General features: G+C 42.5%; 23 protein-coding genes and 2 pseudogenes. 22 read left to right on the top strand and 3 right to left on the bottom strand.

The genetic code is table 11. The features are described 5' to 3' along the window. Positions 1–34 precede the first annotated feature (34 nt). From paaB to paaX, 11 genes are read left to right on the top strand one after another with little or no spacing between them, the layout of a single operon-like run. Positions 35–322, top strand: a complete 288-nt coding sequence (paaB, locus tag Xind_RS13035; protein WP_047684643.1) for a 1,2-phenylacetyl-CoA epoxidase subunit PaaB — start codon at positions 35–37, stop codon at positions 320–322. 9 nt (positions 323–331) lie between these two features. After that, positions 332–1,135, top strand: a complete 804-nt coding sequence (gene paaC / locus Xind_RS13030) for a 1,2-phenylacetyl-CoA epoxidase subunit PaaC (protein ID WP_187650205.1) — start codon at positions 332–334, stop codon at positions 1,133–1,135. 54 nt (positions 1,136–1,189) lie between these two features. Then, positions 1,190–1,711, top strand: coding sequence for a 1,2-phenylacetyl-CoA epoxidase subunit PaaD (gene paaD, locus Xind_RS13025; protein ID WP_187650238.1), 522 nt, complete (start codon positions 1,190–1,192; stop codon positions 1,709–1,711). A 30-nt stretch (positions 1,712–1,741) separates the two neighbouring features. After that, positions 1,742–2,902 carry a 1,2-phenylacetyl-CoA epoxidase subunit PaaE gene (paaE, locus tag Xind_RS13020; RefSeq protein ID WP_187650204.1) on the top strand — a complete coding sequence of 387 codons (1,161 nt, stop codon included), beginning with the start codon at positions 1,742–1,744 and terminating at the stop codon, positions 2,900–2,902. Between the two features lie 56 nt (positions 2,903–2,958). Further along, positions 2,959–3,732 carry a 2,3-dehydroadipyl-CoA hydratase PaaF gene (paaF, locus tag Xind_RS13015; RefSeq protein WP_187650203.1) on the top strand — a complete coding sequence of 258 codons (774 nt, stop codon included), beginning with the start codon at positions 2,959–2,961 and terminating at the stop codon, positions 3,730–3,732. A gap of 3 nt (positions 3,733–3,735) precedes the next feature. Next, positions 3,736–4,539 carry a 2-(1,2-epoxy-1,2-dihydrophenyl)acetyl-CoA isomerase PaaG gene (gene paaG / locus Xind_RS13010; RefSeq protein WP_047684635.1) on the top strand — a complete coding sequence of 268 codons (804 nt, stop codon included), beginning with the start codon at positions 3,736–3,738 and terminating at the stop codon, positions 4,537–4,539. A gap of 2 nt (positions 4,540–4,541) precedes the next feature. Next, complete coding sequence (locus Xind_RS13005) at positions 4,542–6,239, top strand: 3-hydroxyacyl-CoA dehydrogenase (protein ID WP_420856073.1); 1,698 nt, start codon at positions 4,542–4,544, stop codon at positions 6,237–6,239. Beyond that, positions 6,232–6,735, top strand: a complete 504-nt coding sequence (paaI, locus tag Xind_RS13000) for a hydroxyphenylacetyl-CoA thioesterase PaaI (RefSeq protein WP_052189703.1) — start codon at positions 6,232–6,234, stop codon at positions 6,733–6,735. The genes Xind_RS13005 and paaI overlap by 8 nt, the downstream gene beginning before the upstream one ends. Next, positions 6,732–7,979 carry a 3-oxoadipyl-CoA thiolase gene (gene pcaF, locus Xind_RS12995; RefSeq protein ID WP_047684632.1) on the top strand — a complete coding sequence of 416 codons (1,248 nt, stop codon included), beginning with the start codon at positions 6,732–6,734 and terminating at the stop codon, positions 7,977–7,979. The genes paaI and pcaF overlap by 4 nt, the downstream gene beginning before the upstream one ends. A 49-nt stretch (positions 7,980–8,028) precedes the next feature. Further along, positions 8,029–9,372 carry a phenylacetate--CoA ligase PaaK gene (gene paaK, locus Xind_RS12990; RefSeq protein WP_052189701.1) on the top strand — a complete coding sequence of 448 codons (1,344 nt, stop codon included), beginning with the start codon at positions 8,029–8,031 and terminating at the stop codon, positions 9,370–9,372. A gap of 45 nt (positions 9,373–9,417) precedes the next feature. Continuing rightward, positions 9,418–10,350 carry a phenylacetic acid degradation operon negative regulatory protein PaaX gene (gene paaX / locus Xind_RS12985; protein ID WP_047684629.1) on the top strand — a complete coding sequence of 311 codons (933 nt, stop codon included), beginning with the start codon at positions 9,418–9,420 and terminating at the stop codon, positions 10,348–10,350. A gap of 85 nt (positions 10,351–10,435) precedes the next feature. On the opposite strand, the gene Xind_RS12980 is transcribed toward paaX, so the two are convergent. Next, positions 10,436–10,978 (bottom strand): hypothetical protein, encoded by a 543-nt coding sequence (locus tag Xind_RS12980; RefSeq protein ID WP_187650202.1) that lies wholly within the window; start codon positions 10,976–10,978, stop codon positions 10,436–10,438. Between the two features lie 10 nt (positions 10,979–10,988). After that, entirely contained in the window at positions 10,989–11,831 is an 843-nt protein-coding gene (locus Xind_RS12975) for a hypothetical protein (protein ID WP_187650201.1), read from the bottom strand. A 359-nt stretch (positions 11,832–12,190) separates the two neighbouring features. Here Xind_RS12975 and Xind_RS12970 point away from each other — a divergent pair, with 359 nt between their 5' ends. The 11 genes and pseudogenes from Xind_RS12970 (at position 12,191) to Xind_RS12920 (ending at position 22,902) form a co-directional block, all read left to right on the top strand. Continuing rightward, the gene (locus Xind_RS12970) at positions 12,191–12,733 is read left to right on the top strand and encodes a dihydrofolate reductase family protein (RefSeq protein WP_187650200.1); all 543 of its coding nucleotides are present in this window, start codon (positions 12,191–12,193) and stop codon (positions 12,731–12,733) included. 251 nt (positions 12,734–12,984) lie between these two features. Next, positions 12,985–14,166 carry a M20 metallopeptidase family protein gene (locus Xind_RS12965; RefSeq protein ID WP_187650199.1) on the top strand — a complete coding sequence of 394 codons (1,182 nt, stop codon included), beginning with the start codon at positions 12,985–12,987 and terminating at the stop codon, positions 14,164–14,166. A 678-nt stretch (positions 14,167–14,844) separates the two neighbouring features. Further along, positions 14,845–16,278 (top strand): PTS trehalose transporter subunit IIBC, encoded by a 1,434-nt coding sequence (treB, locus tag Xind_RS12960; protein ID WP_047684620.1) that lies wholly within the window; start codon positions 14,845–14,847, stop codon positions 16,276–16,278. 26 nt (positions 16,279–16,304) lie between these two features. Then, positions 16,305–17,969: an alpha,alpha-phosphotrehalase gene (gene treC, locus Xind_RS12955; protein WP_187650198.1), complete on the top strand. Its 1,665-nt coding sequence runs from the start codon at positions 16,305–16,307 to the stop codon at positions 17,967–17,969. Positions 17,970–18,293: 324 nt separating this feature from the next. Continuing rightward, complete coding sequence (locus tag Xind_RS12950; protein WP_187650197.1) at positions 18,294–18,866, top strand: hypothetical protein; 573 nt, start codon at positions 18,294–18,296, stop codon at positions 18,864–18,866. A gap of 169 nt (positions 18,867–19,035) precedes the next feature. After that, complete coding sequence (locus tag Xind_RS12945; RefSeq protein ID WP_187650196.1) at positions 19,036–19,599, top strand: hypothetical protein; 564 nt, start codon at positions 19,036–19,038, stop codon at positions 19,597–19,599. 393 nt (positions 19,600–19,992) lie between these two features. Then, positions 19,993–21,210, top strand: coding sequence for a PI-PLC domain-containing protein (locus Xind_RS12940; RefSeq protein WP_187650195.1), 1,218 nt, complete (start codon positions 19,993–19,995; stop codon positions 21,208–21,210). Between the two features lie 206 nt (positions 21,211–21,416). Then, entirely contained in the window at positions 21,417–21,743 is a 327-nt protein-coding gene (locus Xind_RS12935; RefSeq protein ID WP_047686366.1) for a lysozyme inhibitor LprI family protein, read from the top strand. A gap of 197 nt (positions 21,744–21,940) precedes the next feature. Continuing rightward, a pseudogene (locus Xind_RS12930) lies at positions 21,941–22,138 on the top strand (DUF4277 domain-containing protein); the annotation flags it as partial. After that, positions 22,135–22,320: pseudogene (locus Xind_RS12925) on the top strand (IS630 family transposase); the annotation flags it as partial. The pseudogenes Xind_RS12930 and Xind_RS12925, both read left to right, overlap by 4 nt. A 123-nt stretch (positions 22,321–22,443) precedes the next feature. Beyond that, positions 22,444–22,902, top strand: a complete 459-nt coding sequence (locus Xind_RS12920) for a hypothetical protein (protein WP_231571673.1) — start codon at positions 22,444–22,446, stop codon at positions 22,900–22,902. Positions 22,903–23,002: 100 nt separating this feature from the next. Here Xind_RS12920 and Xind_RS12915 read toward each other — a convergent pair. Continuing rightward, positions 23,003–24,008, bottom strand: a 1,006-nt coding sequence (locus tag Xind_RS12915; protein ID WP_187650194.1) for an autotransporter outer membrane beta-barrel domain-containing protein, incomplete at its 5' end; no start/stop codon positions are given.

The following is a 24,008-nucleotide window of genomic DNA, read 5'->3' as shown; positions in this document are numbered from 1 at the left end:
GTTATTAGTACAAATTCGGAAAAGGAGACAAAACATGAACGATACCGATTGGCCGCTGTATGAAGTCTTTATCCGCAGCAAGCAGGGGCTGACTCACCGTCATGTCGGCAGCCTCCACGCAGCAGACGATCAAATGGCACTGGAAAATGCACGTGATGCCTATACCCGACGCAACGAAGGTTGCTCTATCTGGGTAGTGAAATCCATGTATCTGGTTGCATCACAACCAGAAGATCGTGGCGCTTTTTTCGAGCCTTCAGAAGACAAGATCTACCGTCATCCGACTTTCTACACGATCCCTGATGGCATTAAGAATATGTAGAGGTGAGACATGAATACATCTCGTATTGTTTCACCCAACGAGACGCTTTTTAACGATAACCTTGCTAACTACGTACTGCGTCTGGGAGACAGCCCGCTGATTCTGGCGCAACGCTTGTGCGAATGGTGTGGTCATGCACCAGAGCTGGAGATTGACTTAGCGCTGTCCAATATTGGTCTCGATTTACTGGGACAAGCACGTCATTTTCTCGGTTATGCCGCCATGCTTTACGAGACAAATCACGGGACAAATGTTGATGAAGATAAACTGGCTTTTGGTCGTGAAGAACGAGAATTTCGCAATCTTTTGTTGGTAGAACAACCAAATGGTGGCTTTAACGATACGTTAGCACGCCAGTTTTTCATTGATGCCTATCACGTCTTACTTTATCAGGCATTAGGGCAGAGTCAGGATCCTCAGTTAGCAGCCATCAGTAATAAGTCATTAAAAGAAGTGAAATATCACCTGCGTTTTAGCCGTGGCTGGATGATCCGTCTGGGGGATGGCACAGAACAAAGCCACGAAAAAATGCAAAACTCTGTCAATCAATTGTGGCGCTTTACCGGCGAACTATTCCATTGTGATGAAGTGGAACAACAACTTGCTGAAACTGGAATTGCCATCGATCCCCGCACACTCTATGAGCCGTGGCAACAAATCGTCAAAGAGACCTTTGCGCAAGCCACGTTAGACATACCACAGGACATACCTTATCGACAGGGTGGCAAACAAGGGCAACATACAGAACATTTGGGTTACATACTGGCAGAAATGCAATTTTTGCAACGGACTTACCCAGACTGTAACTGGTGACTGAGGCTGATAACCAAATCCGATAACTAAGCCCGATAAGATCAGGAGGAAATGATGGAACAGCAATTCAAAACATTGCAGCAGCCGGAAGTCCATCAGATCTGGCAGTGTTTACATCAGATTGCCGATCCAGAATTGCCAACACTATCCATTACCGATCTCGGTATGGTACGGGCCGTTCTGCCTTTCCACACTGAACAAGCCGGTCAAACAGGCTGGCAGGTGATATTCACTCCGACTTATTCAGGCTGCCCGGCGACAGAATTTCTGGTCAATGAAATCCACACAACACTGACTCAGGCAGGGTTCTCGCCAGTGCATGTCGATGTGAGTCTGAGTCCGGCATGGACAACTGACTGGATGAATGCAGATGCCAGACAACGTTTACGTGAATCCGGTATCGCACCGCCGCAAGGTTCAGCCTGTGAGAAACCGGCAGACAGAGAATCCACCATCTGCCCTCGTTGTAGCAGTCATGAAACGGAAAAAATCAGTGAATTCGGCTCCACTGCCTGTAAAGCGCTTTATCGCTGCCGGCAATGCCTGGAACCCTTCGATTATTTCAAATGTATTTAATTTTAAATGTCTTTAACAAGGGAGCAGCAGATGACTATTCTTCATCGTCCCGGTTCTCAACAAAAACAGCGCCAACAGGAACAATTTTACCGGACGCAACGCCAGCAGACACCGTTTCAGCGAACGCAATTTCATCACTTACGTATTGTCGCTATCGAGCAGGAGACCCCTGATTCCGTTGCCGTCACGCTGCATGTACCCGATGAATTAAGAGAATTCTTTCACTATCAGCCCGGCCAGCATCTGACACTCAAAGCAAAGGTGGATGGAGAAGAGCTGCGCCGCTGTTATTCCATCTGTAGTTCGCCACTGGATAATGTATTGCAAATCGGCGTCAAGGCCGTTTATCAGGGGCGCTTTTCCACCTTTATCAACCAACAATTGAAAGTTGGCGATGAATTAGAAGTCATGCAGCCACAAGGTCATTTTGGCCATCTTCCTGATACTGATACGCGGGGAAATTATCTGGCTATTGCGGCGGGTTCCGGTATTACCCCGATTCTATCGATTATCAAAAGCACACTGGCCCTGGAGCCAGAAAGTTTTTTTACTCTGATTTATGGTAATCGTACCAGTCGCTCCGTGATGTTCAAAGAAGCGTTGTCTGATCTCAAAAACCGCTATCTACAACGTTTTCAGATAATATACCTGTTCAGTCAGGAAACTACCGACAGCCCGCTGTTCAACGGTCGTATCAATACAGAAAGCCTCTTACGTATTGGCAAAACCCTGCTCACTTTTGCTCAGTTTGACCATGCCTTTCTTTGTGGACCTGAAGCTATGCTGGATGATGCCAAAATAGCACTTGAGCAGGCTGGCATGCCGTCTGAACACATTCATAGTGAACGTTTCAACACAGGGAATCGTCCCCTTTACTCCACTTCCCGTCCAGACAATCTGATCGAACGCAATGAAACCCGTGTCGAAATTCATCTGGATGGTCGCATCTTGAATATTGTCATGAACGCTGAGGATAACAGCATTCTTGATGCAGCTCTGCGTCAGGGAGCCGATTTACCCTATGCCTGTAAAGGCGGGGTTTGCGCCACCTGTAAATGCCGGCTTAAATCCGGTGAAGTGAATATGGGAGTGAACTACAGCCTGGAACCGGATCAACTGGCTTCCGGCTATATTTTAAGCTGTCAGTCGTGGCCACAAGGCGACGGTGTCGTTGTTGATTTTGACGTCTAAGATTTCTCATCACTAAGAAATTTTCAAGCAAAAATGGTCATAAATCAGGAGCTATCATGAACCAAGAATGGATTTTATGTCAGCAGCAACAGCGGGTACGCACACTGACTCTCAACCGTCCAGAAATGCGCAATGCTCTCAGCAATGACTGTCTGGAACAACTTGTACAGCATCTGGAGCAGGCGGATACCGATGCCGACACCGGCGCTATCATCATTACCGGTTCACAGCGCTGTTTCGCCGCGGGTGCCGATCTCAAAGAACTACAGCAACAGACCGTTGCTACCGCAATAATCGATCGTCGTCCTCAACTCTGGCAACGCCTGAACAATATCAGCAAACCGATAATAGCTGCTGTTAACGGCTATGCGCTCGGCGCAGGTTGTGAACTTGCATTGGCCTGTGATCTGGTGATCTGCGGTGAAAGTGCCCGCTTCGGCCTGCCGGAAATCACTCTGGGATTAATGCCGGGCGCAGGAGGTACACAGAGACTGATTCGCAGTGTTGGCAAAGCCCTTGCCAGCCAGATGATATTAACAGGTGAAGCTATTGATGCTCATCAGGCACTGCAAGCGGGGTTAGTGAGTGAAGTCTGTATCGAAAACCTGACGTTGAAGCGTGCACAACAGATAGCAAACCGCATCAGTGAATTTTCGCCGCTGGCATTGCGGGCGGCTAAGGCTGCGCTCAGGACTGCACACGAAACCGGCCTGTCACAAGGGCTGTCTGCCGAGCGCCAATACTTTATTGCTTTGGCAGGTACAGCCGACCGTCAGGAAGGCATTTCGGCCTTCCTTGAAAAACGTAAACCGACCTTTAAAGGATACTAGTAGATGGAAAATGAAAATATACCCACGATCCTCACTGAAATTAAAGCAGGCGTCCTTAGCATTAAACTCAACCGTCCCAAATGTATAAACAGTTTTAACGAGGAAATGCACCGGCAGCTAAGTGAGGCGCTAAAGATCGCTGAACAGGATGAATCAGTGCGCTGTGTACTGCTCTCAGGAGCCGGACGTGGATTTTGTGCGGGGCAAGATCTAAACGATCGCAACGCTGTTATCAATGTAGATGGCGCTCCTGATCTCGGTTATTCCATTGAAACTTTCTACAATCCGTTGATCCGTCGACTGACGTCCCTACCCAAGCCAGTGGTCTGTGCTGTGCATGGTGTCGCCGCAGGAGCCGGTCTCTCTATCGCTTTGGCCTGTGACATTGTGATCGCAGCCCGCGACACCAGCTTTATTCAGGCGTTCTGTCGTATTGGTCTGACACCGGATGCGGGCGGTAGCTGGTTCCTGCCCCATCATATTGGTCATGCCCGTGCTATGGGAATGGCTTTGTTAGGAGACAAAATCACCGCTGAACAGGCACTGGAATGGGGAATGATCTGGCAAGTTTTCGAGCCTAATGAGTTAGAGGAGAAAGCCTGGGAAATTGCGCAGCGTCTGGCAACCCAACCCACCTTCTCTCTCGCGTGTATTAAGAAATCCACTTACGCGGCGGCAAGCAATACGTTAGATGAACAACTTGATCTCGAGCGCGATCTACAGCGCCAGTGCGGACACACTGAAGACTTCCAGGAAGGCGTTAACGCATTCATAGAAAAACGCGAACCACAATTCAAAGGGAAATAATCATGAACATGCCCATACATCATCGTTCAATATCTAATCATTCAATGCTCAATGAATCAACACTGAACGGCCCAATCGCTGTGATTGGTGCAGGCACGATGGGTATCGGCATTGCTCAGGTAGCAGCTCAGGCAGGACATACTGTCCTGCTATTTGATGTAAACAGTGAAGCTGCACAACGTGCGCTGAATACGCTCCACACCCGCCTGCATCAACGTGTCAAAGCAGGCAAGGCAGATGCAAGCAAAACTCAGGAACTGTTGCAACGTATCACGCTGGTAGATTCATTACATTCACTGGTATCAAGCGCGCTGGTCATTGAAGCGATTATCGAAAAGTTGGCCGCGAAGCAGGATCTATTCCGTCAACTGGAAACCCTTTGTTCAGCACAAACCCTTTTTGCCAGTAACACCTCATCGCTGTCGATTACTGCCATTGCCAGCGTACTGGAAGCGCCTCAGCGTATGGCAGGGCTGCATTTTTTTAATCCTGCCCCATTGATGAAACTGGTAGAAATCGTGCAAGGGTTGGAAACGTCCCCACAGACAATGGCAACTCTTAAACGCCTCGTGATCGGCTGGCAAAAACAGCCTGTCATTTGTCGTTCTACACCCGGTTTTATCGTCAACCGTATCGCACGCCCTTTTTATGCGGAAGCCCTGCGTGCACTGGAAGAACAAATTGCTTCCCCCGCAACACTGGATGCGGTTATGAAAGACTCCGGCGGCTTTGCAATGGGGCCATTGCAGCTTACCGATTTAATTGGACATGATGTTAATTACGCCGTGACCGAATCCCTGTTCGATGCTTTCTACGGTGATACACGTTTTCAGCCATCACTACGACAAAAAGAACTGGTAGAAGCTAATCATCTGGGGCGTAAAAGTGGCCGGGGATTTTATGTTTATGCGGGCAAGGATTATGCTGACAAAACGCAACAACAATTTATTCCCACCATTACGGAGATAATTACAGAGACATCGCCGACAGCACTAATACCATCTGAACAAATTAAAATAATCGGTAATTGGTCTGCCTTGCCGCACTTTACCACGCTGTTACAGCAACACGGATTATTACACCCCAATAAAATTGCTGCTGAAAAAAGCGAAAATATTCAGCTACCATCACCAGTATTACAGATTGACGACGTTATATTTATGCTGGCAACAGGGAAAACCAGTTCACAACTTACTGATGAAATTGGGATGCCGGTAGTGCAGTTTGATCTATCAGCCAACCATCAGACCGCACCGATAATGACGATCAGTGCAGCCTGCCAGAATACCCAGCAACAGACCGCAAAAGTGATCAACTTTCTATACGCCCTCGGCAAACAAGTGATTTTACTGCCGGATTATCCGGCTCTGCTGACCATGCGTACTGTAGCGATGCTGTGCAACGAAGCATTGGATGCCCTTAATAAAGGTATCGCCAACGCCGAAGATATCGATCTGGCAATGTGTTATGGCGTGAATTATCCCATTGGCCCTTTAACATGGGGTAACCAGCTTGGCTGGCAGCAGATTCTCAGTACGTTAGAAAACTTACAACACTTCTACGGCGAACCCCGTTACCGTCCGTCTCCTTTGCTGCGCCAACTGGCTGCGGGTTATGTCTCACTGCCACATATCTCACCGCAACACCCGTCGTCTACACAGCAACATGAACATCAATTTAAGAAGAAAAATCATGCCTGATAAAACCAACAACTCTCCTAAACAACTTGCCCGGCACTCCATTGAAGCTATGTATACCAGAGATGCTTGCGCCAACCATATGGGCATACACATCGACTATATCGATATCGGGATCGCTCAATTAAGCATGACCGTTGAGCCTACTATGCTCAACGGTCATAAAACCTGTCATGGCGGCATCATATTCACTCTGGCTGACACGGCTTTCGCCTACGCCTGTAACAGTGAAGGACTTGCTGCTGTGGCTTCAGGATGCAGTATAGATTTCATTCATCCGGTCTTTAACGGTGACCAACTCACAGCTATCGCTTCGGTGCAACATCAGGGAAAAACGTCTGGATTGTATGATGTTAAAGTGACCAATCAGAATGGCAAAACAGTAGCCTTCTTCCGTGGTCACGCTCATCGCCTTGGTCACTCAGTTTTAGAAGAGCCTTCAAAAGCTCCCCCTTCTCAATCCTCTCTACCTAAAGATCATCGGAGAGAAAAATCATGAATCATGCATTTATTTGTGATGGAGTACGCACCCCTATCGGGCGTTATGGTGGAGCCCTTGCCAGTCTACGGGCGGATGATCTGGCCGCTCTGCCATTACAAGCATTGATAGCACGTTATCCCACATTAGATTGGCAAGGGTTAGATGGGCAAGGTATTGATGACGTCATTCTCGGCTGTGCCAATCAGGCTGGCGAAGATAACCGTAATGTCGCACGTATGGCGGTACTACTGGCTGGACTACCATATTCCGTCCCCGGAACAACTCTCAATCGATTGTGTGGTTCTGGTCTGGAGGCGTTGGCTTTTGCGGCCCGCAGTATCAAAGCTGGCGAAGCTCATCTGATACTGGCTGGTGGTGTTGAATCCATGACCCGTGCGCCATTAGTGATGGGAAAAGCAGAACATGCGTTCAGTCGTCAAGCACAGATATTCGATACCACGATTGGCTGGCGTTTCATTAATCCACGCATACAACAACAATTTGGTACGGATTCGATGCCGGAAACCGCAGAGAACGTTGCTGCCCAATTTAAAATCAGCCGGGATGCTCAGGACGCTTTCGCTCTGCGTAGCCAGCAACGTACAGCCAAAGCTCAGCAATGCGGTATTCTGGCCGAAGAGATCACTCCTGTTACCCTGCCTGGCATCCGCAAAACCGCTTTAGTTTCACAAGGCTTGGTTTCACAGGATTTATTTTCACAGGATGAACATCCCCGGTCTGACACAACATTCGAGCAGTTGCAAAAGCTCAAAACCCCATTCCGTGTTGACGGCACAGTCACTGCTGGCAATGCCTCCGGCGTTAATGACGGGGCAGCCGCTCTGATCATCGCTTCAGAAACAGCAGTTCAACAACATGGTCTGACCCCACGGGCACGTATTGTCGCAACCGCCACCAGTGGTGTTGAACCGCGCATTATGGGGATAGGACCACTGCCTGCCACTGAAAAAGTACTGGCACTTACGGGCCTGAGCCTGAGCCAAATGGATGTGATTGAACTGAATGAAGCTTTTGCAGCCCAATCACTGGCGGTCATTCGTCAATGGGGATTGCCGGATGATGCAGAGCATGTCAACCCGAATGGCGGCGCAATTGCGCTTGGGCATCCATTGGGCATGAGTGGTGCCCGCCTTGCACTGACAGCCACTCTTGAACTGGAACGGCGGGCGGGCCGTTATGCCCTATGCACCATGTGCGTTGGAGTGGGACAAGGTATCGCCATGATTATCGAGCGCATATAACTTATAAAAACAGCCTGTTACAACCAAATCAACAAAATGGCGGGAAATTATGAGCAACAACGTACAACACTTCAACTCACACGTTACTCCACACACCAATGCACATTTCGATCCTATGGAATTTGCTTCACGCGATGAAATTCAGACACGGCAATTTGAGCAAATAAAATGTACGCTGCATCACGCCTATAACAACGTACCAATGTATCAACACAAATTTGATGCCATTGGCATTCATCCCAGTGATTTCAGACAACTCGATGACATCAAGAAATTCCCTTACACCACCAAGCAGGATCTAAGGGATAACTACCCCTTTGATACCTTTGCCGTGCCAATGGAAAAAATTGTGCGTATTCATGCGTCATCCGGCACGACTGGTCATCCGACCGTCGTGGGCTATACCCAACAGGATATTGATAACTGGGCTGACTTGGTCGCCCGCAGTCTGCGTTTCGCCGGGGGAACCGCCAAAGACAAAGTACACGTTGCTTACGGTTACGGCCTGTTTACGGGGGGATTAGGTGCACATTATGGTGCTGAGCGTCTGGGGGCAGCCGTGATCCCCATGTCTGGAGGACAAACGGAAAAACAAGCACACCTGATCCGGGATTTCAAGCCTGACATCATCATGATGACACCTTCCTACTGTCTGACACTACTGGACGAGCTGGAGCGCCAAATGGGAGGCGATGCCAGACAATGTTCCCTGCGGGTTGGCATTTTCGGTGCCGAACCGTGGACGAAAGGTCTGCGCCAGGAAATAGAGACACGCATGGGCATTAAAGCACTGGATATTTACGGCTTGTCCGAAGTCATGGGGCCGGGTGTTGCGATGGAATCAGTGGAATACGCAGATGGTTCCACCATTTGGGAAGATCACTTCTATCCAGAAGTAATTGATCCGGATAACCTGAATGTCCTGCCGGACGGAGAGAATGGCGAACTGGTTTTCACAACGCTGACCAAAGAAGCCATGCCTGTGATCCGCTACCGTACCCGTGACCTGACCCGTTTATTACCGGGAACCGCCCGCAATATGCGCCGTATGGACAGGATCACCGGACGCTCCGACGATATGCTTATTATCCGCGGTATTAACGTCTTCCCCTCACAGATAGAAGAACAGATTGTACGTTTCAGAGAACTGTCACCACACTATCAATTGGAAGTAAATCGCGTGGGTAATTATGACAGCCTGTTCGTCAAGGTCGAACTGAAAGAACCTAATCAACTCAGTCTCCAACAACGCTGTGGCATTTGCCACCAACTGCATCACCACATTAAATCCATGGTCGGTATCAATACAGAAGTCAGCATCGTCAACTGCGGAGATATTCCCCGTTCAGAAGGCAAAGCGGTTCGAGTGATTGATAACCGTCGGTATGGATAATTATGCTAATGTCATGACACAGTTTCGATTCGAAAATAACAAAATATGACTCACAAACTCGATGATTTTATTCAATATGCTCTTGCTGCCCAACCGATTAGCGGAACATCGCTGATCATTTCCCTGTATGGCGATGCCCTCAGTCACCGGGGTGGTGAAGTCTGGCTAGGTAGTCTCAGCCTTCTGCTGGAGCCGATGGGATTCAGTGACCGCTTTGTGCGGACATCTGTCTTTCGTTTGCAAAAAGAGGGATGGCTGGAGGTGGAAAAAATCGGTCGTCGTAGCTATTACCGCATCACAGAACGCGGCATGAACCAATTCCGCCATGCAGAGAGTAGAATTTATCTCAGCGGACAACCTGCCTGGGATGGCAAATGGGATCTACTGCTACTGGAAGAGAGTAACAAAGAAGAACGCATCCGCCTGAAAAAAGAGTTGAGCTGGCTTGGATTTGGTCAACTCAATAGCACATTAATGGCTGCCCCTGGCAGCTCACAAAGTGATATTCCGGCCCTGCTCAGAGAACTTAACGCCAGTGACTCTGTTATCTACTTCCGGGCGGATTATCCTTATCCCCGTTCAGAACAAAGCCTGAAAGAGCGGGTATCCGCCAGTTGGTCGCTGAACCAAGTCGCTCAGCACTACCATGAATTTATCATCTCATTCCGTCCTTTGATGAAACTATTGCAAGACTGCAATCCAGACGAACTGACACCAGAACGCTGCTTCCAACTACGCCTTCTGCTTATCCACTTTTACCGCCGTGTCGTGCTGCGCGATCCACTACTACCGGATGCCCTGCTGCCTGCACAGTGGGAAGGGCAAATCGCCCGTCATTTATGTATCAACATCTACCAACGCATCGGCCCTGCCGCAACACAGTACATCGGTGAACAATGTGAAACTACCATAGGTAAACTGCCCCAACCTGCTGCCGCGTATTATTGCCGTTTTGGTGGATTACGCAGTGGATCTTAGTATTTTCTGACGATTGATTTTGAGGAAATGTTTATGCCTGTCTATACAGGCACCACCTGTTCGCGATCTGCGAGCAGGTTCTCTATTATTTTATATCAATCACCTCAGAAGGTTTTATTGTTATTTTCTGACCATGTAATTCACAATCTTCCATCATTTGGATAACACCTTCTTTAGCCCATAAAGCTTGTGCTCCTTCTGCTTCTTTATATGGAACAACATATTCACTCATATCAATAAATGGCTTGCTGAATAAAATGGCTTTATAATCATAACCATCTCCACTATCTGGAATGACCCAATCAATTAGATAATTAGCATTTTTCCAAAAAATAATCATACTTTCAAATTCATCATACTCTTTTATTTTATCAAAATTATATCCAATCAAACAGTATTGATTATTAACTTTTTGTAAATTAAACTTTCTTATAAGATAACTCAACGCAGGAAAATAATTTTCCTTATATTTTTTTATCTTTAGTGGATTAAATGTATTGTCTGGTTTTTTATAATATATTCCCCATTGCCCTGTTTTCTCCCAAGAATTAAAATCTAATGCTTCTTGCTTCTTCGAAGAAGCAATTAAAGGGAATAAAATCATACATAACCCAATTAAATATTTCATATTCAATCTCTTATTTTAAATAACTATCAGACAGCTTATAAAAATCTTGCCCTTGTAATGAAAATAATTTTATGAAATTTGGACCAGGAGAACCACGCCCGGTTGTTCTCCATGCAACTATCTCTACATTAGATATTTTATTACTTTTAGCTATATTTATAGCATTTGTAATTAAACGTCTATATGCTAGAAATTTCGAATTAGTACCATCATTCGCAGTAGCAATCATACCTTCAATTCTATCCTTTATACTGGATTTAATATTGGGATATTGCTGAAATCCTTCTATTGTCCGAGGCCCTGAAATTAGTCCAATTAATTTATTTCCATGTTTTGGTACATCAAGTTCATGTGCTTTAGGGGACTTAACTCTGTTTAATAAAGCATCATGCATATACTGCATAGTATCTTTAGCTTCTTTTTCATCATACTTTGTTCCCAGTGAATCTGGAGATTTCGTCTCCGCCAACAATACCATCAACATCGCTTTCTGTTCAGGAGTGAGATCCGTAGGAATCGATATTTTAGATAACACATTAATTGTTAACGGTGGGAAACAATCCTCAGCAACACCGGCGGCAAAAAAGGAACAGTAATCGATATTCGTATCTACCGCCCTAATGATACTCACTCCCATATTGACGGCCGTTATTTGTAGGATTTGTTCTCTGAGCAGAGGATTATCACGTTGAAAAATGGAGACAAGGCCATTGTTCGGTTGAAATTTAAGATGTTTTTTGGTGCCACTATTTAGACCATCAATCTTTAATGTCAGTGTATTGCCCGGCGTCAGATAAAAAACAGTTTCATTAAGTAACGCCCGGTTATTCCGCATGATAATAAATTTAGACATAATTAATTATCCTTTTTATTTTGGTTAAATACGATCCATAACCCATTGAGTTATAATAAAAATAATCTTATGAACAAATCGAACTACTGTCCAGTAAGACACCTCTTATTTTTTAAATATGCTTTTCATCTTTCAGAATATAATTATCAATAATGGAAATTATTTATTACTGTTCTATATCCTCAGTATTTGTGACAAACATCTATCTTAAACACGCATTTCTAAAATATTACTTTAAAAAGCTAATCGGTTTCTGGTTCTCCTGATAGAGTTATTAATTAACTTAACGAAAATTTATCTCAACATCTATTGGTTTTTTCAAACATACATAAATCCTAAAATTAAAAATGAGGAAAGATATGTCAAAGCTTGTTTATTATGTCGCGGCCACAATGGACGGTTATATCGCTACAGAAAACCACGAATTAGGTTGGTTAGAGACATTTACCCTCAGCGAAGATGCCACTCCTTACGAGAAATTTTATCAAAGCATTGGCGCAGCGATTATAGGTGCACGGACTTATGAATGGATTATGAAAAATATTTCAGGTCACTGGCCGTATCAAAATATTCCCTCTTTTATTCTCTCCTCCAGAAATTTGTCCATTCCGGCAGAAATTAATGCCGTTGTCACTCATGATTCAGCCCATCAAATTGTTACCAAAGCAAAAGCGGCAGCTAAAGGTAAAGATGTTTGGCTCATTGGTGGAGGAAAAACGGCTGCATTTTTTGCAGATGCAGGAGAATTACAACAACTGTTTATTACTACGGTTCCCGTGTTCCTGGGTTCAGGTATTCGCGTTTTGCCAGTCAGCCGTTCGATTCAGGCAATACCTAATCAACAACGATTCTTGAGCAGTGGTGCAATCGAAACCATTATGGATATCAAGTCAACAGCATAATTATTTGCAAAAGGTATCATCGTGGCCCTGTTCCCCGATTCCTGCCGGACGGATGACCACACTGGGCGTTTCAACACCACACCCTGAGGTGATTGAACAAGTTGCCACAGGACTTCACCTGATAAGTAAGGAAAAGGAACTGAAGAAAAATATTATGGCAAGTGATCATAGTTTTCATGATAGTTTCTACTGACTACTTTCTCAATGCTTCTTTCATTATTCAAATTAATTTCGGCATAATGGGGAATATAATGGACATAAATAAATACAATGTCAGTGAAAAATTATTTTCATTAGAAAAGTTCAGTAAAAAAACCCGACAAGATTTACATAAAATCGCCGAACTTTCTGGCCGGGAATTTAAAACTGCAAAATATTGCCGTGATTTAATAACAAGTTTCGGTTATGCCACTAAAAATTATGCAGGTTATACCGGTTTTCTTGCTGATTTAATTATTGATCCAGCCAAACCTTTAATTGCATTTCGCGCTGATATGGATGCGCTCGCTATGCCCGATATGACGAATAATGAGCATAGCTCTACCCATGAGGGTTATGCACATAATTGTGGTCATGACATCCATATGGCAGTAGCCCTGACCGCAGCCAATTATTTGTCCCAGTATCAGAATGAAATGAATGCCAACGTACGTTTCATCTTTCAAATGGCTGAAGAAGACATGCGGGTTCCGGGAGCGGATAAAATGGTTGAGCTAGGATGTATGGACGGAGTGAGTGAAGTCTATGCCCTGCACAACAATGCTGCTGTGGAGACCGGAACCATCAGTCTCAATAGCGGTGTAGTAACATCATGGGGTTCAACATGGACACTGGATGTATACGGTGTTTCTGCTCACGGCTCTACACCACAGAGGGGGTTGGATGCCATTCGAGAAGCATGTCGTATCATTGATTACCTGGACTATGTCGTTGCCAAAAAAACCAGTCCTTTCAGCCCTGCGGTATTCAATTGCGGTATGATTACTGGCGGCACAATTCCCAACACCGTAGCCGATCATGTTCAGGCTCAGGGAACTATCCGGGCAATGGATAAAGAGACCGACCAGATTCTGAAAAACAGTATTCAAGAAATGATTGCCCGCAGCGAAGCGGGGGGATTCAAAGCTACAATGGCTTACGTCAGCTATCCCGCGGTAGAAAACCATCCTCATGCTTACTGGCGAATCATCGAAGCTGCCAGCAACTTCCTGCCACAAAGAAATATCGAAACTAACAGCCGACCAACGACGGCCAGTGATGATTTCAGCTACATGGTTAATGCCACCCAAAATCGCACAGGTGCTATGTTCACACTTGGCAGCGGAAATAAAGCGAAAGGAATAAATAACTTTCCACACTCTAATCCTTATTTTGTTGACGATAATTGTCTACTGATTGGAGCACAGATTTTTATTAATCTTGTTATTTATTAATCATATTTGGCGTCCGACAGTGGAATATCGGATGCTGAGTTACCCTGATTCAAACATATTCACTTGTTCAATTAAACACAAAGAAAAAAAGAAAAAAAGGTAAAATACTTCATAATATTTTTAAACAAGCAAGAAATATGAATATAATCTATATAAGTACAATCCATATAATATGTTTAATCAAGCACCTTGTAATATAAAATAAAAAGTCAAATTAAACAATGGAATATGGAATTTTTATATTAATGACGGAGGAATAACTGCATTTTTTCAATTAAATGGGAATACACATTAAAAAATCCATAAAATTAGTTTTCACTGTATAATCAATAGATAATAAACATAACGAAAACAACATTCATCACCCACATCTATTAATTACAAATGAAATTAAAACCATTAAAACAATAAATTTAAGTAATATAAAAAGTATTATATTTTCACACTAATAGAATAAAGTGTGATCTAAAACTCAAACAACATATCTTTTCATATTCAAAATTCTGAAATCTGACTAGGATGGGGTGATTATTACTTCATTCTATGAATTATCTCATCATAAAAGTAATTATTCTGTTATACCCTATGGATTTCAGACTGCGAACTTGAAAGACGACGGGTATAGCACCAATTTACGTTATTCAATTCACTACTCCTGCCATATGAAGGAGAAAAGGCATGAAGAAAAAACAAATAAATCAAAAGGATATTGATAATCTTATTCGGCTAATCGGGGGGCAAGAGAATATTGCCTCCGTAAGCCATTGTATCACCAGACTCAGATTTGTTCTTAATGCACCAGAAAAAGCTGACGCCAAAGCTATTGAAGAATTACCTATGGTAAAAGGTTGTTTCACCAATGCCGGCCAGTTCCAGGTAGTCATCGGGACAAATGTAGATATTTATTATAAGGCCCTGCTCGCCGCCACCGGAAAGCAGTCAGCCAATAAAGAAGAGGTCAAACAGGCCGCGCGACAAAATATGAAATGGTATGAAAATGCAATTTCACATTTTGCTGAGATCTTCTTCCCATTGCTGCCTGCACTTATCAGTGGCGGTCTGATATTAGGCCTCCGCAACTTGATCGGGGGAATTCCATTTAGTGAAGAAAAATCCCTCGCTCAGATATATCCAATCTGGCAAACCATCTATGATTTCCTCTGGCTGATTGGTGAAGCCATATTTTTCTATCTGCCTGTCGGTATTTGCTGGTCTGCCGTAAAAAAAATGGGCGGAACTCCCATCCTGGGCATTGTTCTGGGGATCACACTGGTCTCCCCACAACTAATGAATGCCTACTTACTTGGGCAACAGGTGCCTGATGTCTGGAATTTTGGTTGGTTTACCATCTCCAAAGTGGGTTATCAGGCTCAGGTTATACCTTCCCTGATGGCTGGCCTGACGTTGGGATGGATTGAAACACGTTTGAAGAAACTGGTGCCGGATTATCTTTACCTGGTGATTGTTCCGGTGGTTTCCCTGTTGCTGGCAGTTTTCCTTGCCCATGCACTCATTGGCCCGATTGGGCGTGCAATCGGTGATGGTGTTGCATGGTGTGTCAAAGGGCTGATGACCGGAAGTTTTGCGCCGATTGGGGCTGCCTTGTTTGGCTTCTTCTATGCTCCATTGGTTATCACTGGTGTACATCAGACTACGCTGGCCATTGACCTGCAAATGATCCAAAGCACAGGCGGCACACCTATCTGGCCAATCATTGCCCTGTCCAATATTGCTCAAGGCTCTGCGGTTGTCGGAATTATCTGGGCAAGCAAAAAAGAAAAAGAGCGGGAGATTTCAGTTCCGGCAGCGATTTCAGCCTATCTCGGCGTTACCGAACCTGCCATGTATGGTATTAACCTGAAATACCGTTATCCCATGTTCTGTGCAATGATTGGAACCAGCCTGGCGGGTCTGATATGTGGACTCAATCATGTTACCTCCTATGGTATTGGTGTGGGAGGAATACCGGGTATTCTATCCATAAAACCCCAGTTCTGGGTAATCTACCTTATCGCCATGCTTATCGTTATTGTTGTGCCAATGGCACTTACCGTTCTGATGTATCGCAGGAATGAGCGTAAAGTCGCATTGGCTAATGGAGCAGCAAGTTAATAGGATACAGGTTAATAGGAATTGTTATGACTGAACAACAACCGTGGTGGTTAGACAGTACTATCTACCAGATTTACCCAAAAAGTTTTCAGGATAGTACAGGAAGTGGTACGGGGGATATTAATGGGATCACCCAACGTCTGGATTATTTACAGCGCCTCGGTGTAGGCGCTATCTGGATCACACCAATTTATCCATCTCCACAGGTAGACAATGGCTATGATGTCGCCAATTACTGCGCCATTAATCCTGATTATGGAACAATGGAAGACTTTGATAATTTGGTGGAAAATGCCCATCGTCGTGGCATTCGCATCATTTTAGATATGGTCTTTAACCACACCTCAACCGAGCACCCGTGGTTTAAAGCAGCACAGGATATTAATAGCCCTTATCGCCAATTTTATATCTGGCGGGAAAGTACCAAGGATTCCCTTCCCAATAACTGGAAATCCAAATTCGGGGGTAACGCGTGGCAATGGCATCCAGCGAGCCAACAGTATTACCTTCATCTGTTTGCTGTAGAACAAGCTGATTTGAACTGGGAACATGAACCCGTTCGAACCGAGCTGAAGAAAGTCTGTGAGTTCTGGGCCAACCATGGGGTTGATGGACTAAGATTGGATGTGGTTAACCTTGTCTCAAAACAACAGGACTATCCTAATGATGAGCATGGTGATGGCCGCTGTTTTTATACCGATGGCCCGCGGATACATGAATTTTTGCAGGAAATGAGTCGTGATGTTTTCCAACCTAAGGGATTGATGACTGTCGGAGAGATGTCCTCCACACGCCTTGAACACTGTGTCCGCTATAGCGCATTGGATGGCAAAGAACTCTCCATGACGTTTAACTTTCATCATCTGAAAGTTGATTACCCTAATGGTGAGAAATGGACTCTCGCTAAGCCTGATTATATTGAACTGAAAAGGATTTTTTCGACTTGGCAACAAGGTATGCATCAAAAAGCCTGGAACGCACTTTTCTGGTGTAACCATGACCAACCTCGCATTGTTTCCCGGTTTGGCGATGAAAACCAACACCATAAGATATCTGCCAAAATGTTAGCCATGGTGCTACACGGCATGCAGGGAACACCCTATATTTATCAGGGTGAAGAACTGGGTATGATGAATCCTCATTTTAAGCGTATTGAAGACTATCGGGATATTGAAAGCCTGAATATGTATCAAGAGCGTATTGAAAAAGGCGTACAGCCTGAAGAAATTCTGGCAATTCTGGCACAGAAATCCCGTGACAATAGCCGAACTCCAATGCAATGGGATGATTCCAGCAACGCGGGTTTCACTTCGGGTACTCCGTGGATCGCTACTTGCGATAATTATCGTGAAATCAATGCAGAAGCCGTATTACAGGACAACGATTCTGTATTTTACTGCTACCAAGATTTGATTAAGTTAAGAAAAACACAACCCATCCTAACTCACGGTGATTACCTGGATCTTTTACCTGACCACCCTTCACTGTGGTGTTATCTGCGTCGTTGGCAGGATCAAACTCTGCTGGTTATCGCCAATCTCAGTGACGAAACACAACTTTGGTCTCCAGAGTCTGGACTCACACACCAAAATTGGCGGGTACTTATCAGTAATTACCCATCATCAGCAAAAAAAATAGAGAAGGAAATTAAGCTCAATCCTTATGAAGCAATATACTTAATTTCAACATAACAATATTATTTATGTTTTTTATTTTATCGTAATACATTGTTTATAAGATGATTTAAATATTATGCCTCGCCAAATAAAAGGTGAGGCATAATATTAATTAGAAAAAAAACTTATAAATAAAAAAGTAAGAAAATAACATATATCTCCCCAGTACAAAGAAAATTCCATATCCAGCTTTACTTTTATTAACACCTGCTATACTTAAAAATGAAATATACAAATACAATCCACCTTTCAAATTACAGCTTCCTTGACTGACATTCTCTTGTTGTCACACTGTATTTTGAACGTAAGCAGGTAATTTTTTAAATAGAGGGAATAAAAATGAAACCACTTAAAAAATATATCGCATACAGTTTATCTTTAAGTATGATACTTTTTGCAAGTAGTGCTTTCACTAAAAACAGCACAGTGCAAAATGATCATAAAATAGAAAATAACAAAGCCATCCATAAACCATCTGTTTTTTCCGCATATTATAATACGCACTTCAAAAATAATAGCAAAACTGCCAAAGTAATCATTACACGTACAGGATCCCAATGTATGTATAATGCCGGACCATCAGATGACATAATCTTACTCCCTCAACAAGAAAAAAACTTTAGATTAGAAGATAATAATAATTTATTTGATAATTGCCACTCAATAGATAAATGGGTTACATGGTCTATTGAGTATTACAAGGCAAGCGCCTGGGGCAAACACTGCAATGTAAAATTGCGCACAGCATACATTGATATGATGACAGGCTGGCGTACCTATTTTACGCCTGATACTGCGGATACAGAATGCGAGATTCCTATTAAATTTATTTGTGACGACAATGAATCAAATTGTAAGAATGGATATGTAAGCCATGATGGAACGCAGATCACTATGGAAATAACTGAATGATTTTTATTTCTATTAATAATAGTGACTAGTCTCTGATTATATATAAGAAGAAATTAAACGCAATCCTTATAGCCACCTTTCAAATTACAGCTTTGTTGACTGACATTCTCTTGTTGTCACACTGTATTTTGAACGTAAGCAGGTAATTTTTTAAATAGAGGGAATAAAAATGAAACCACTTAAAAAATATATCGCATACAGTTTATCTTTAAGTATGATACTTTTTGCAAGTAGTGCTTTCACTAAAAACAGCACAGTGCAAAATGATCATAAAATAGAAAATAACAAAGCCATCCATAAACCATCTGTTTTTTCCGCATATTATAACGTGCACTTCAAAAATAATAGCAAAACTGTCAAAGTAGCCATTGCACGTAAAACATTCCAATGTATGTATGATCCCGGACCATCAAATGACATAATCTTACTTCCTCAACAAGAAATAAACTTTAGCTTAAAAGATAAAAATGATTTCTTTTATGATTGCCTTTTATCGGATAAATGGGTTACATGGACTATTCTATATCATACTTGGTCACAACACTGCGAAGTAAAATTGCGCACAGCATACATTAATATGATGACAGGCTGGCTTACTTATTTTACGCCTGATCCTGCGGATACAAAATGCGAGATTCCTATTAAATTTATTTGTGACGGCAGTGAATCAAATTGTAAGCATGGATATTCAAGTCATGATGGAGCGCAGATCACTATGGAAATAACTGAATGATTTTTATTTCTATTAATAATAGTGACTAGTGATTTTATTATATATAAGAAGAAATTAAACGCAATCCTTATAGCCACCTTTCAAATTACAGCTTTGTTGACTGACATTCTCTTGCTGTTACACTGTATTTTGAAAGTAAGTAGGTAATTTCTTTTTGAATAAATTTCTTTTTGAATAAATTGTTTTTAAAGGAAAGATTATTATGGTTGAAATTGCTAACATATTACTCGTTAATAGTACAAATTCAGTTTGAAAAAAATATCCAGTACGTCTCAACATTTTAATATTAACAATTTCCCAGAATTAATAACTTCGTTAAACATTAAGCGTTTTTCTATTTATTTCGACAATGATAATATAAGAGACTGCAACTTTAACATAAAATATCAAATAATGGACTCTGAGAAAAGTACCTTCATAATATGTGGTAAATACAAAAGTGATCTTGAACGATTAGATATAGAGGTTTATTCAGAAAGTTTAGAAACAACTAGCCTTAAAAAAGATTCCACATTCAGCCTTGGTTGGAGAACTGATCGAATAATCCATTTTATGCTTATCGGTGATATGGGTAATTACATAGGGCCGGATATAAATAGCGAGTCCTGGATGCAAGACTATCGGAGTATATTGGGAGATTATTCAATAAATAAACTTTGCATTCCTGGTTCCCATGACGCCGGAATGAGTTCAATTACATGGAAAACAACTCTTGTTCGTGAATGCAATACTCTAACACAATCAAACAATATATTAGAGCAATTGAAGTTAGGCATAAGATATTTTGACATCATGCCCGTTCTCAAAGATGGCCACTTTTTTACTGGTCACTATAGAGAAATTCTATTCATGTGGGAAGGCGCAAATGGTGAGTCAGTTGACTCTATTATTGATGGAATTAACGACTTTACAAAATCTAACAACGAATTAATTATAATCAGGCTTGATCACTCTCTTGATCTAGATGTAGGTTTTTTTGAAAAATATCACTCTTTTTACCAAGAACAGTGGGTTAATTTATTTAATAAACTATCTGGAATTGAATATTTGTATTTTCATAATGGTGAATATAATATTTCAGGATTAACATTTGATAAATTAACAGATAATGGAAACCATGCAGCAGTTTTAATCTTTGTAGAAAGTAAAGATACAAAAGTTGATTTGCAAGAATATCATAATCAAGGATTCTTCTACCTTAATAAGCTGAATAAGCTGAATAAGCTGAATAAGCTGAATAAGCTGAATAAGCTGAATAAGCTGAATAAGCTGAATAAGCTGAATAAGCTGAATATGTACCATAAATACTCTAATACAAGTAGCATATTTCAAATGGGCTCAGATCAAATTGCAAAGATGAAAAAACATGCTCCAATCCAATATTTTGTATTATCCTGGATTCTTACCCAAGATATTGCACAAGTAACAACATGTTACTCTAGCATAAAAGATTTGGGAGATGAAGAAAATAATGAATTAACCTATATTCTTTATCCTCATATCACAAAAATGGAATATCCGAATATCATCCTCACAGATAATGTGAAAGATAAAATAGCAGCAATATTATCTTTAATAATCAATTGGACAATACAATTAGGCAATTTATAAAAATTAATTTCGTTGATAATTAATTGTGTATTTATGAAATGGGAATATGTTCATACTTTGCTTTATGGCATTTGTACAAAAGCTATGCCATACTTCTTTGAGTCTCAAACGAAGAGTATGCCATTATGTTTTACTAAAGATACTTACTTGGGGATTATTGGGGGATTAGTCGCTGAATTTATTTGCTATTCTTATAAGGGGAAATAATGCGATATATACTGTTATTATTGTATATCCTGCCACCACTTAGTTTTGCTGCCAGTTTTGACTGTACGAAAGCCAGAGCGTCAGATGAAAAGGCGATTTGCGCCAGCCCAAAACTAAATGATCTGGATGTAGAAATGAATGTGAAATACCATTTTCTGCGAGGGTTATTTGCTATGGGGATATCAGGAGAGATGTACGATGATCAGAAGGCATGGCTGAAAAAACGTCAGCAATGTAAGGAAAATATATCATGTCTGAGAGAGAGTTATCGTCAACGTATTAATCAATTAGATACGCTTTATAACTCAATAGAAAAGCCGATTTAATTAATCGTTCAAAGATTAAGATAAGAATTTATCATTTTCAATTCCTGCTATTTTTTCCTATTATCCGTCATTCCGCACCGTATTTCTGATTTAAAAATAGGGTGATCTTGCACAGGTTTTTTTGTATTAATGACATCGGTGGGATTGACGGTAATCGCCCATTTTGATCTATTACTTTTATTTGCCGGAAAATGAATATGCCCACACCCGTACCCGCCATTAAACGTCTTGATCATCTTGGCCTTATCGTCGCTTTTTGTCATGAAACCGGTTTGCCCCGCATGATTGATGACATTATCCCAAAATATTTATCGCATACCGTCTCTCACGGTGACGCTTTTCTGGCAATGATCCTTAACGGGCTGGGGTTTCACAGCCGGACATTGCACCTGTTCCGGTCTACTCGCCTTGGTTAAACAAAATAGAACGGTTATGGCAATCACTCCATGAAACAGTAACACGCAATCATTGTTGCCAATTTATGTGGCAGCTTATTCGTAATGTGAAAATTTTTTTGAAAAGAGCCTCGTTAACGACTTGGAAAGAAATGAGAAATATAAGAGTCTCATCATTATGACAAACTATTTATGACTCACTTTGAATGCAGGCAGCTAAAGGTTACTATTTATCATTATGATTAATACTTCCATCAGGATAGTGATAACCATCCATCTCGTAATGTCCATGTTTCCAGGGACCCATGTTAGGGAATATGTTTACTATAACAAAGGAAATAACTATTACTGATATAGTAATAAATATAACGAAAACACTTAAATTTATTGATGTAAAAAGTGGGTGGTATATTTCGTATTTTTTTATGACAGAAGCGGGTTATGGTTATAACGTGAAAATATACGATGAAGATACACAAGAAGTTTATGCCCAATGGACAAAGCCAGACGATGGAGATAGTGAAATAGATAAATATGATGGTAAATCTTTTAAATACATGGGAACAGACGGAAGGCTAGTATGTACTGTCGATTGTCCTGAGAGTAGTCATCTTGATAACAGTTGGAGTGAAGGTTCGATACAACCAAGTTCGGGAACTCCGATACTAGGGAGAACTTATTGTGCAGCTTTTGAGGATTTTGGTGGCTCAATCGATTACAACGACTTTTTTGTTTGTTTGGTAGCGTGGTCCCACGAAGGATAAGCACCACATTTTGTCACCAAAGTATCTCTTTGAATATTATCACTTTGGGAGATCATCCCCACAGTTTTTTTAGTTAATTACGTGGTAGACATTGGCTTAATTACCACGTCACCCTTAGACCAATTTTTGCACTCAGTTCATAGCTGTCTGCAAAATTATTCAGGCTGGTGTTAACTGAAGTCTGGCCATAGACGAAAGAATGGCTATCATTCCAACTGTAGGAACCCCCGATGCCTGTTTCACCCCAAGTGCGATCATTCCCACCGTGGAAGGTTACATTAGCCACATCAACCGCGTCATTACGCCCCAGAAGTTCCTGACGAATGTTGAAAAGGGCGTAAAGATTAGCGGTTTTTTCATCCTTGCTCTGATCATCGTGCCACTTTTGGCTGTAGTCTATCGTCGTGCCCACGCGTAATTTCATATTCCTGCTTTGATCAAAGCGGACTTTGGCACCAAATGTGTCATGGAAGTTATTCATGTCGATGGAGGAGAACACGAGTTGCGCCTGCGGGGTCAGTGACCATTCTGGACTCAAGTCAACTTGTTGTCCTGCTTCCAGGCTCAGTGCATATCCCAGAGCGGACTTATTATTCCCCAGTTGCCGGCTGGCAGTTTTTGAATTCAGGTCATTGCCAAAGTAGGTAATCTGAGCTAACCCGTCCAAATAAAACTGATTATTGCCGTACCACGTGCTTGTTGTGCCTATTGTGTAACCCTGCGCACGAATGTTACCTGCACCATGCACAGAGCCTGCATCAGCATTAATATTCGAATATTGCAGGAAAACACCGCCTGCCGCTGAGCCCTGGTCATTTTCATAAAAACGTCTGTCTATGCCGATTTGAGCACGGGTCATGTTATAGGTGATGGCGCCAGCCCCCGATGTAGAGACTCGTGGCGATAATTTACCGTAAGAAGCGGTCATCCGCCCCCATACTCCATTGGGTATCTGGCGTGTACTCTCGCTGGTGTTGTACTCACTAGCGGCATTTCTGAAATTATCTATGTCAATCGGCTTGCGCTTACGTCTGCCGATCCGGTCACGCAAGGACGCTGGCGTATTCAGCGTCTGTAAAACTCGTCCGTAAGCCTCGTAAACACTC

It is taken from the genome of Xenorhabdus indica (genome assembly GCF_014467235.1).
Lineage (GTDB): Bacteria > Pseudomonadota > Gammaproteobacteria > Enterobacterales > Enterobacteriaceae > Xenorhabdus > Xenorhabdus indica.
This window is presented reverse-complemented; position numbering and strand designations above follow the sequence as displayed.

Coding starts and splice junctions, on each gene's coding strand:
- paaB (WP_047684643.1), top strand. CDS start 35: ATGAACGATACCGATTGGCCGCTGTATGAAGTCTTTATCCGCAGCAAG.
- paaC (WP_187650205.1), top strand. CDS start 332: ATGAATACATCTCGTATTGTTTCACCCAACGAGACGCTTTTTAACGAT.
- paaD (WP_187650238.1), top strand. CDS start 1,190: ATGGAACAGCAATTCAAAACATTGCAGCAGCCGGAAGTCCATCAGATC.
- paaE (WP_187650204.1), top strand. CDS start 1,742: ATGACTATTCTTCATCGTCCCGGTTCTCAACAAAAACAGCGCCAACAG.
- paaF (WP_187650203.1), top strand. CDS start 2,959: ATGAACCAAGAATGGATTTTATGTCAGCAGCAACAGCGGGTACGCACA.
- paaG (WP_047684635.1), top strand. CDS start 3,736: ATGGAAAATGAAAATATACCCACGATCCTCACTGAAATTAAAGCAGGC.
- Xind_RS13005 (WP_420856073.1), top strand. CDS start 4,542: ATGAACATGCCCATACATCATCGTTCAATATCTAATCATTCAATGCTC.
- paaI (WP_052189703.1), top strand. CDS start 6,232: ATGCCTGATAAAACCAACAACTCTCCTAAACAACTTGCCCGGCACTCC.
- pcaF (WP_047684632.1), top strand. CDS start 6,732: ATGAATCATGCATTTATTTGTGATGGAGTACGCACCCCTATCGGGCGT.
- paaK (WP_052189701.1), top strand. CDS start 8,029: ATGAGCAACAACGTACAACACTTCAACTCACACGTTACTCCACACACC.
- paaX (WP_047684629.1), top strand. CDS start 9,418: ATGACTCACAAACTCGATGATTTTATTCAATATGCTCTTGCTGCCCAA.
- Xind_RS12980 (WP_187650202.1), bottom strand. CDS start 10,978: ATGAAATATTTAATTGGGTTATGTATGATTTTATTCCCTTTAATTGCT.
- Xind_RS12975 (WP_187650201.1), bottom strand. CDS start 11,831: ATGTCTAAATTTATTATCATGCGGAATAACCGGGCGTTACTTAATGAA.
- Xind_RS12970 (WP_187650200.1), top strand. CDS start 12,191: ATGTCAAAGCTTGTTTATTATGTCGCGGCCACAATGGACGGTTATATC.
- Xind_RS12965 (WP_187650199.1), top strand. CDS start 12,985: ATGGACATAAATAAATACAATGTCAGTGAAAAATTATTTTCATTAGAA.
- treB (WP_047684620.1), top strand. CDS start 14,845: ATGAAGAAAAAACAAATAAATCAAAAGGATATTGATAATCTTATTCGG.
- treC (WP_187650198.1), top strand. CDS start 16,305: ATGACTGAACAACAACCGTGGTGGTTAGACAGTACTATCTACCAGATT.
- Xind_RS12950 (WP_187650197.1), top strand. CDS start 18,294: ATGAAACCACTTAAAAAATATATCGCATACAGTTTATCTTTAAGTATG.
- Xind_RS12945 (WP_187650196.1), top strand. CDS start 19,036: ATGAAACCACTTAAAAAATATATCGCATACAGTTTATCTTTAAGTATG.
- Xind_RS12940 (WP_187650195.1), top strand. CDS start 19,993: ATGGACTCTGAGAAAAGTACCTTCATAATATGTGGTAAATACAAAAGT.
- Xind_RS12935 (WP_047686366.1), top strand. CDS start 21,417: ATGCGATATATACTGTTATTATTGTATATCCTGCCACCACTTAGTTTT.
- Xind_RS12920 (WP_231571673.1), top strand. CDS start 22,444: ATGTTAGGGAATATGTTTACTATAACAAAGGAAATAACTATTACTGAT.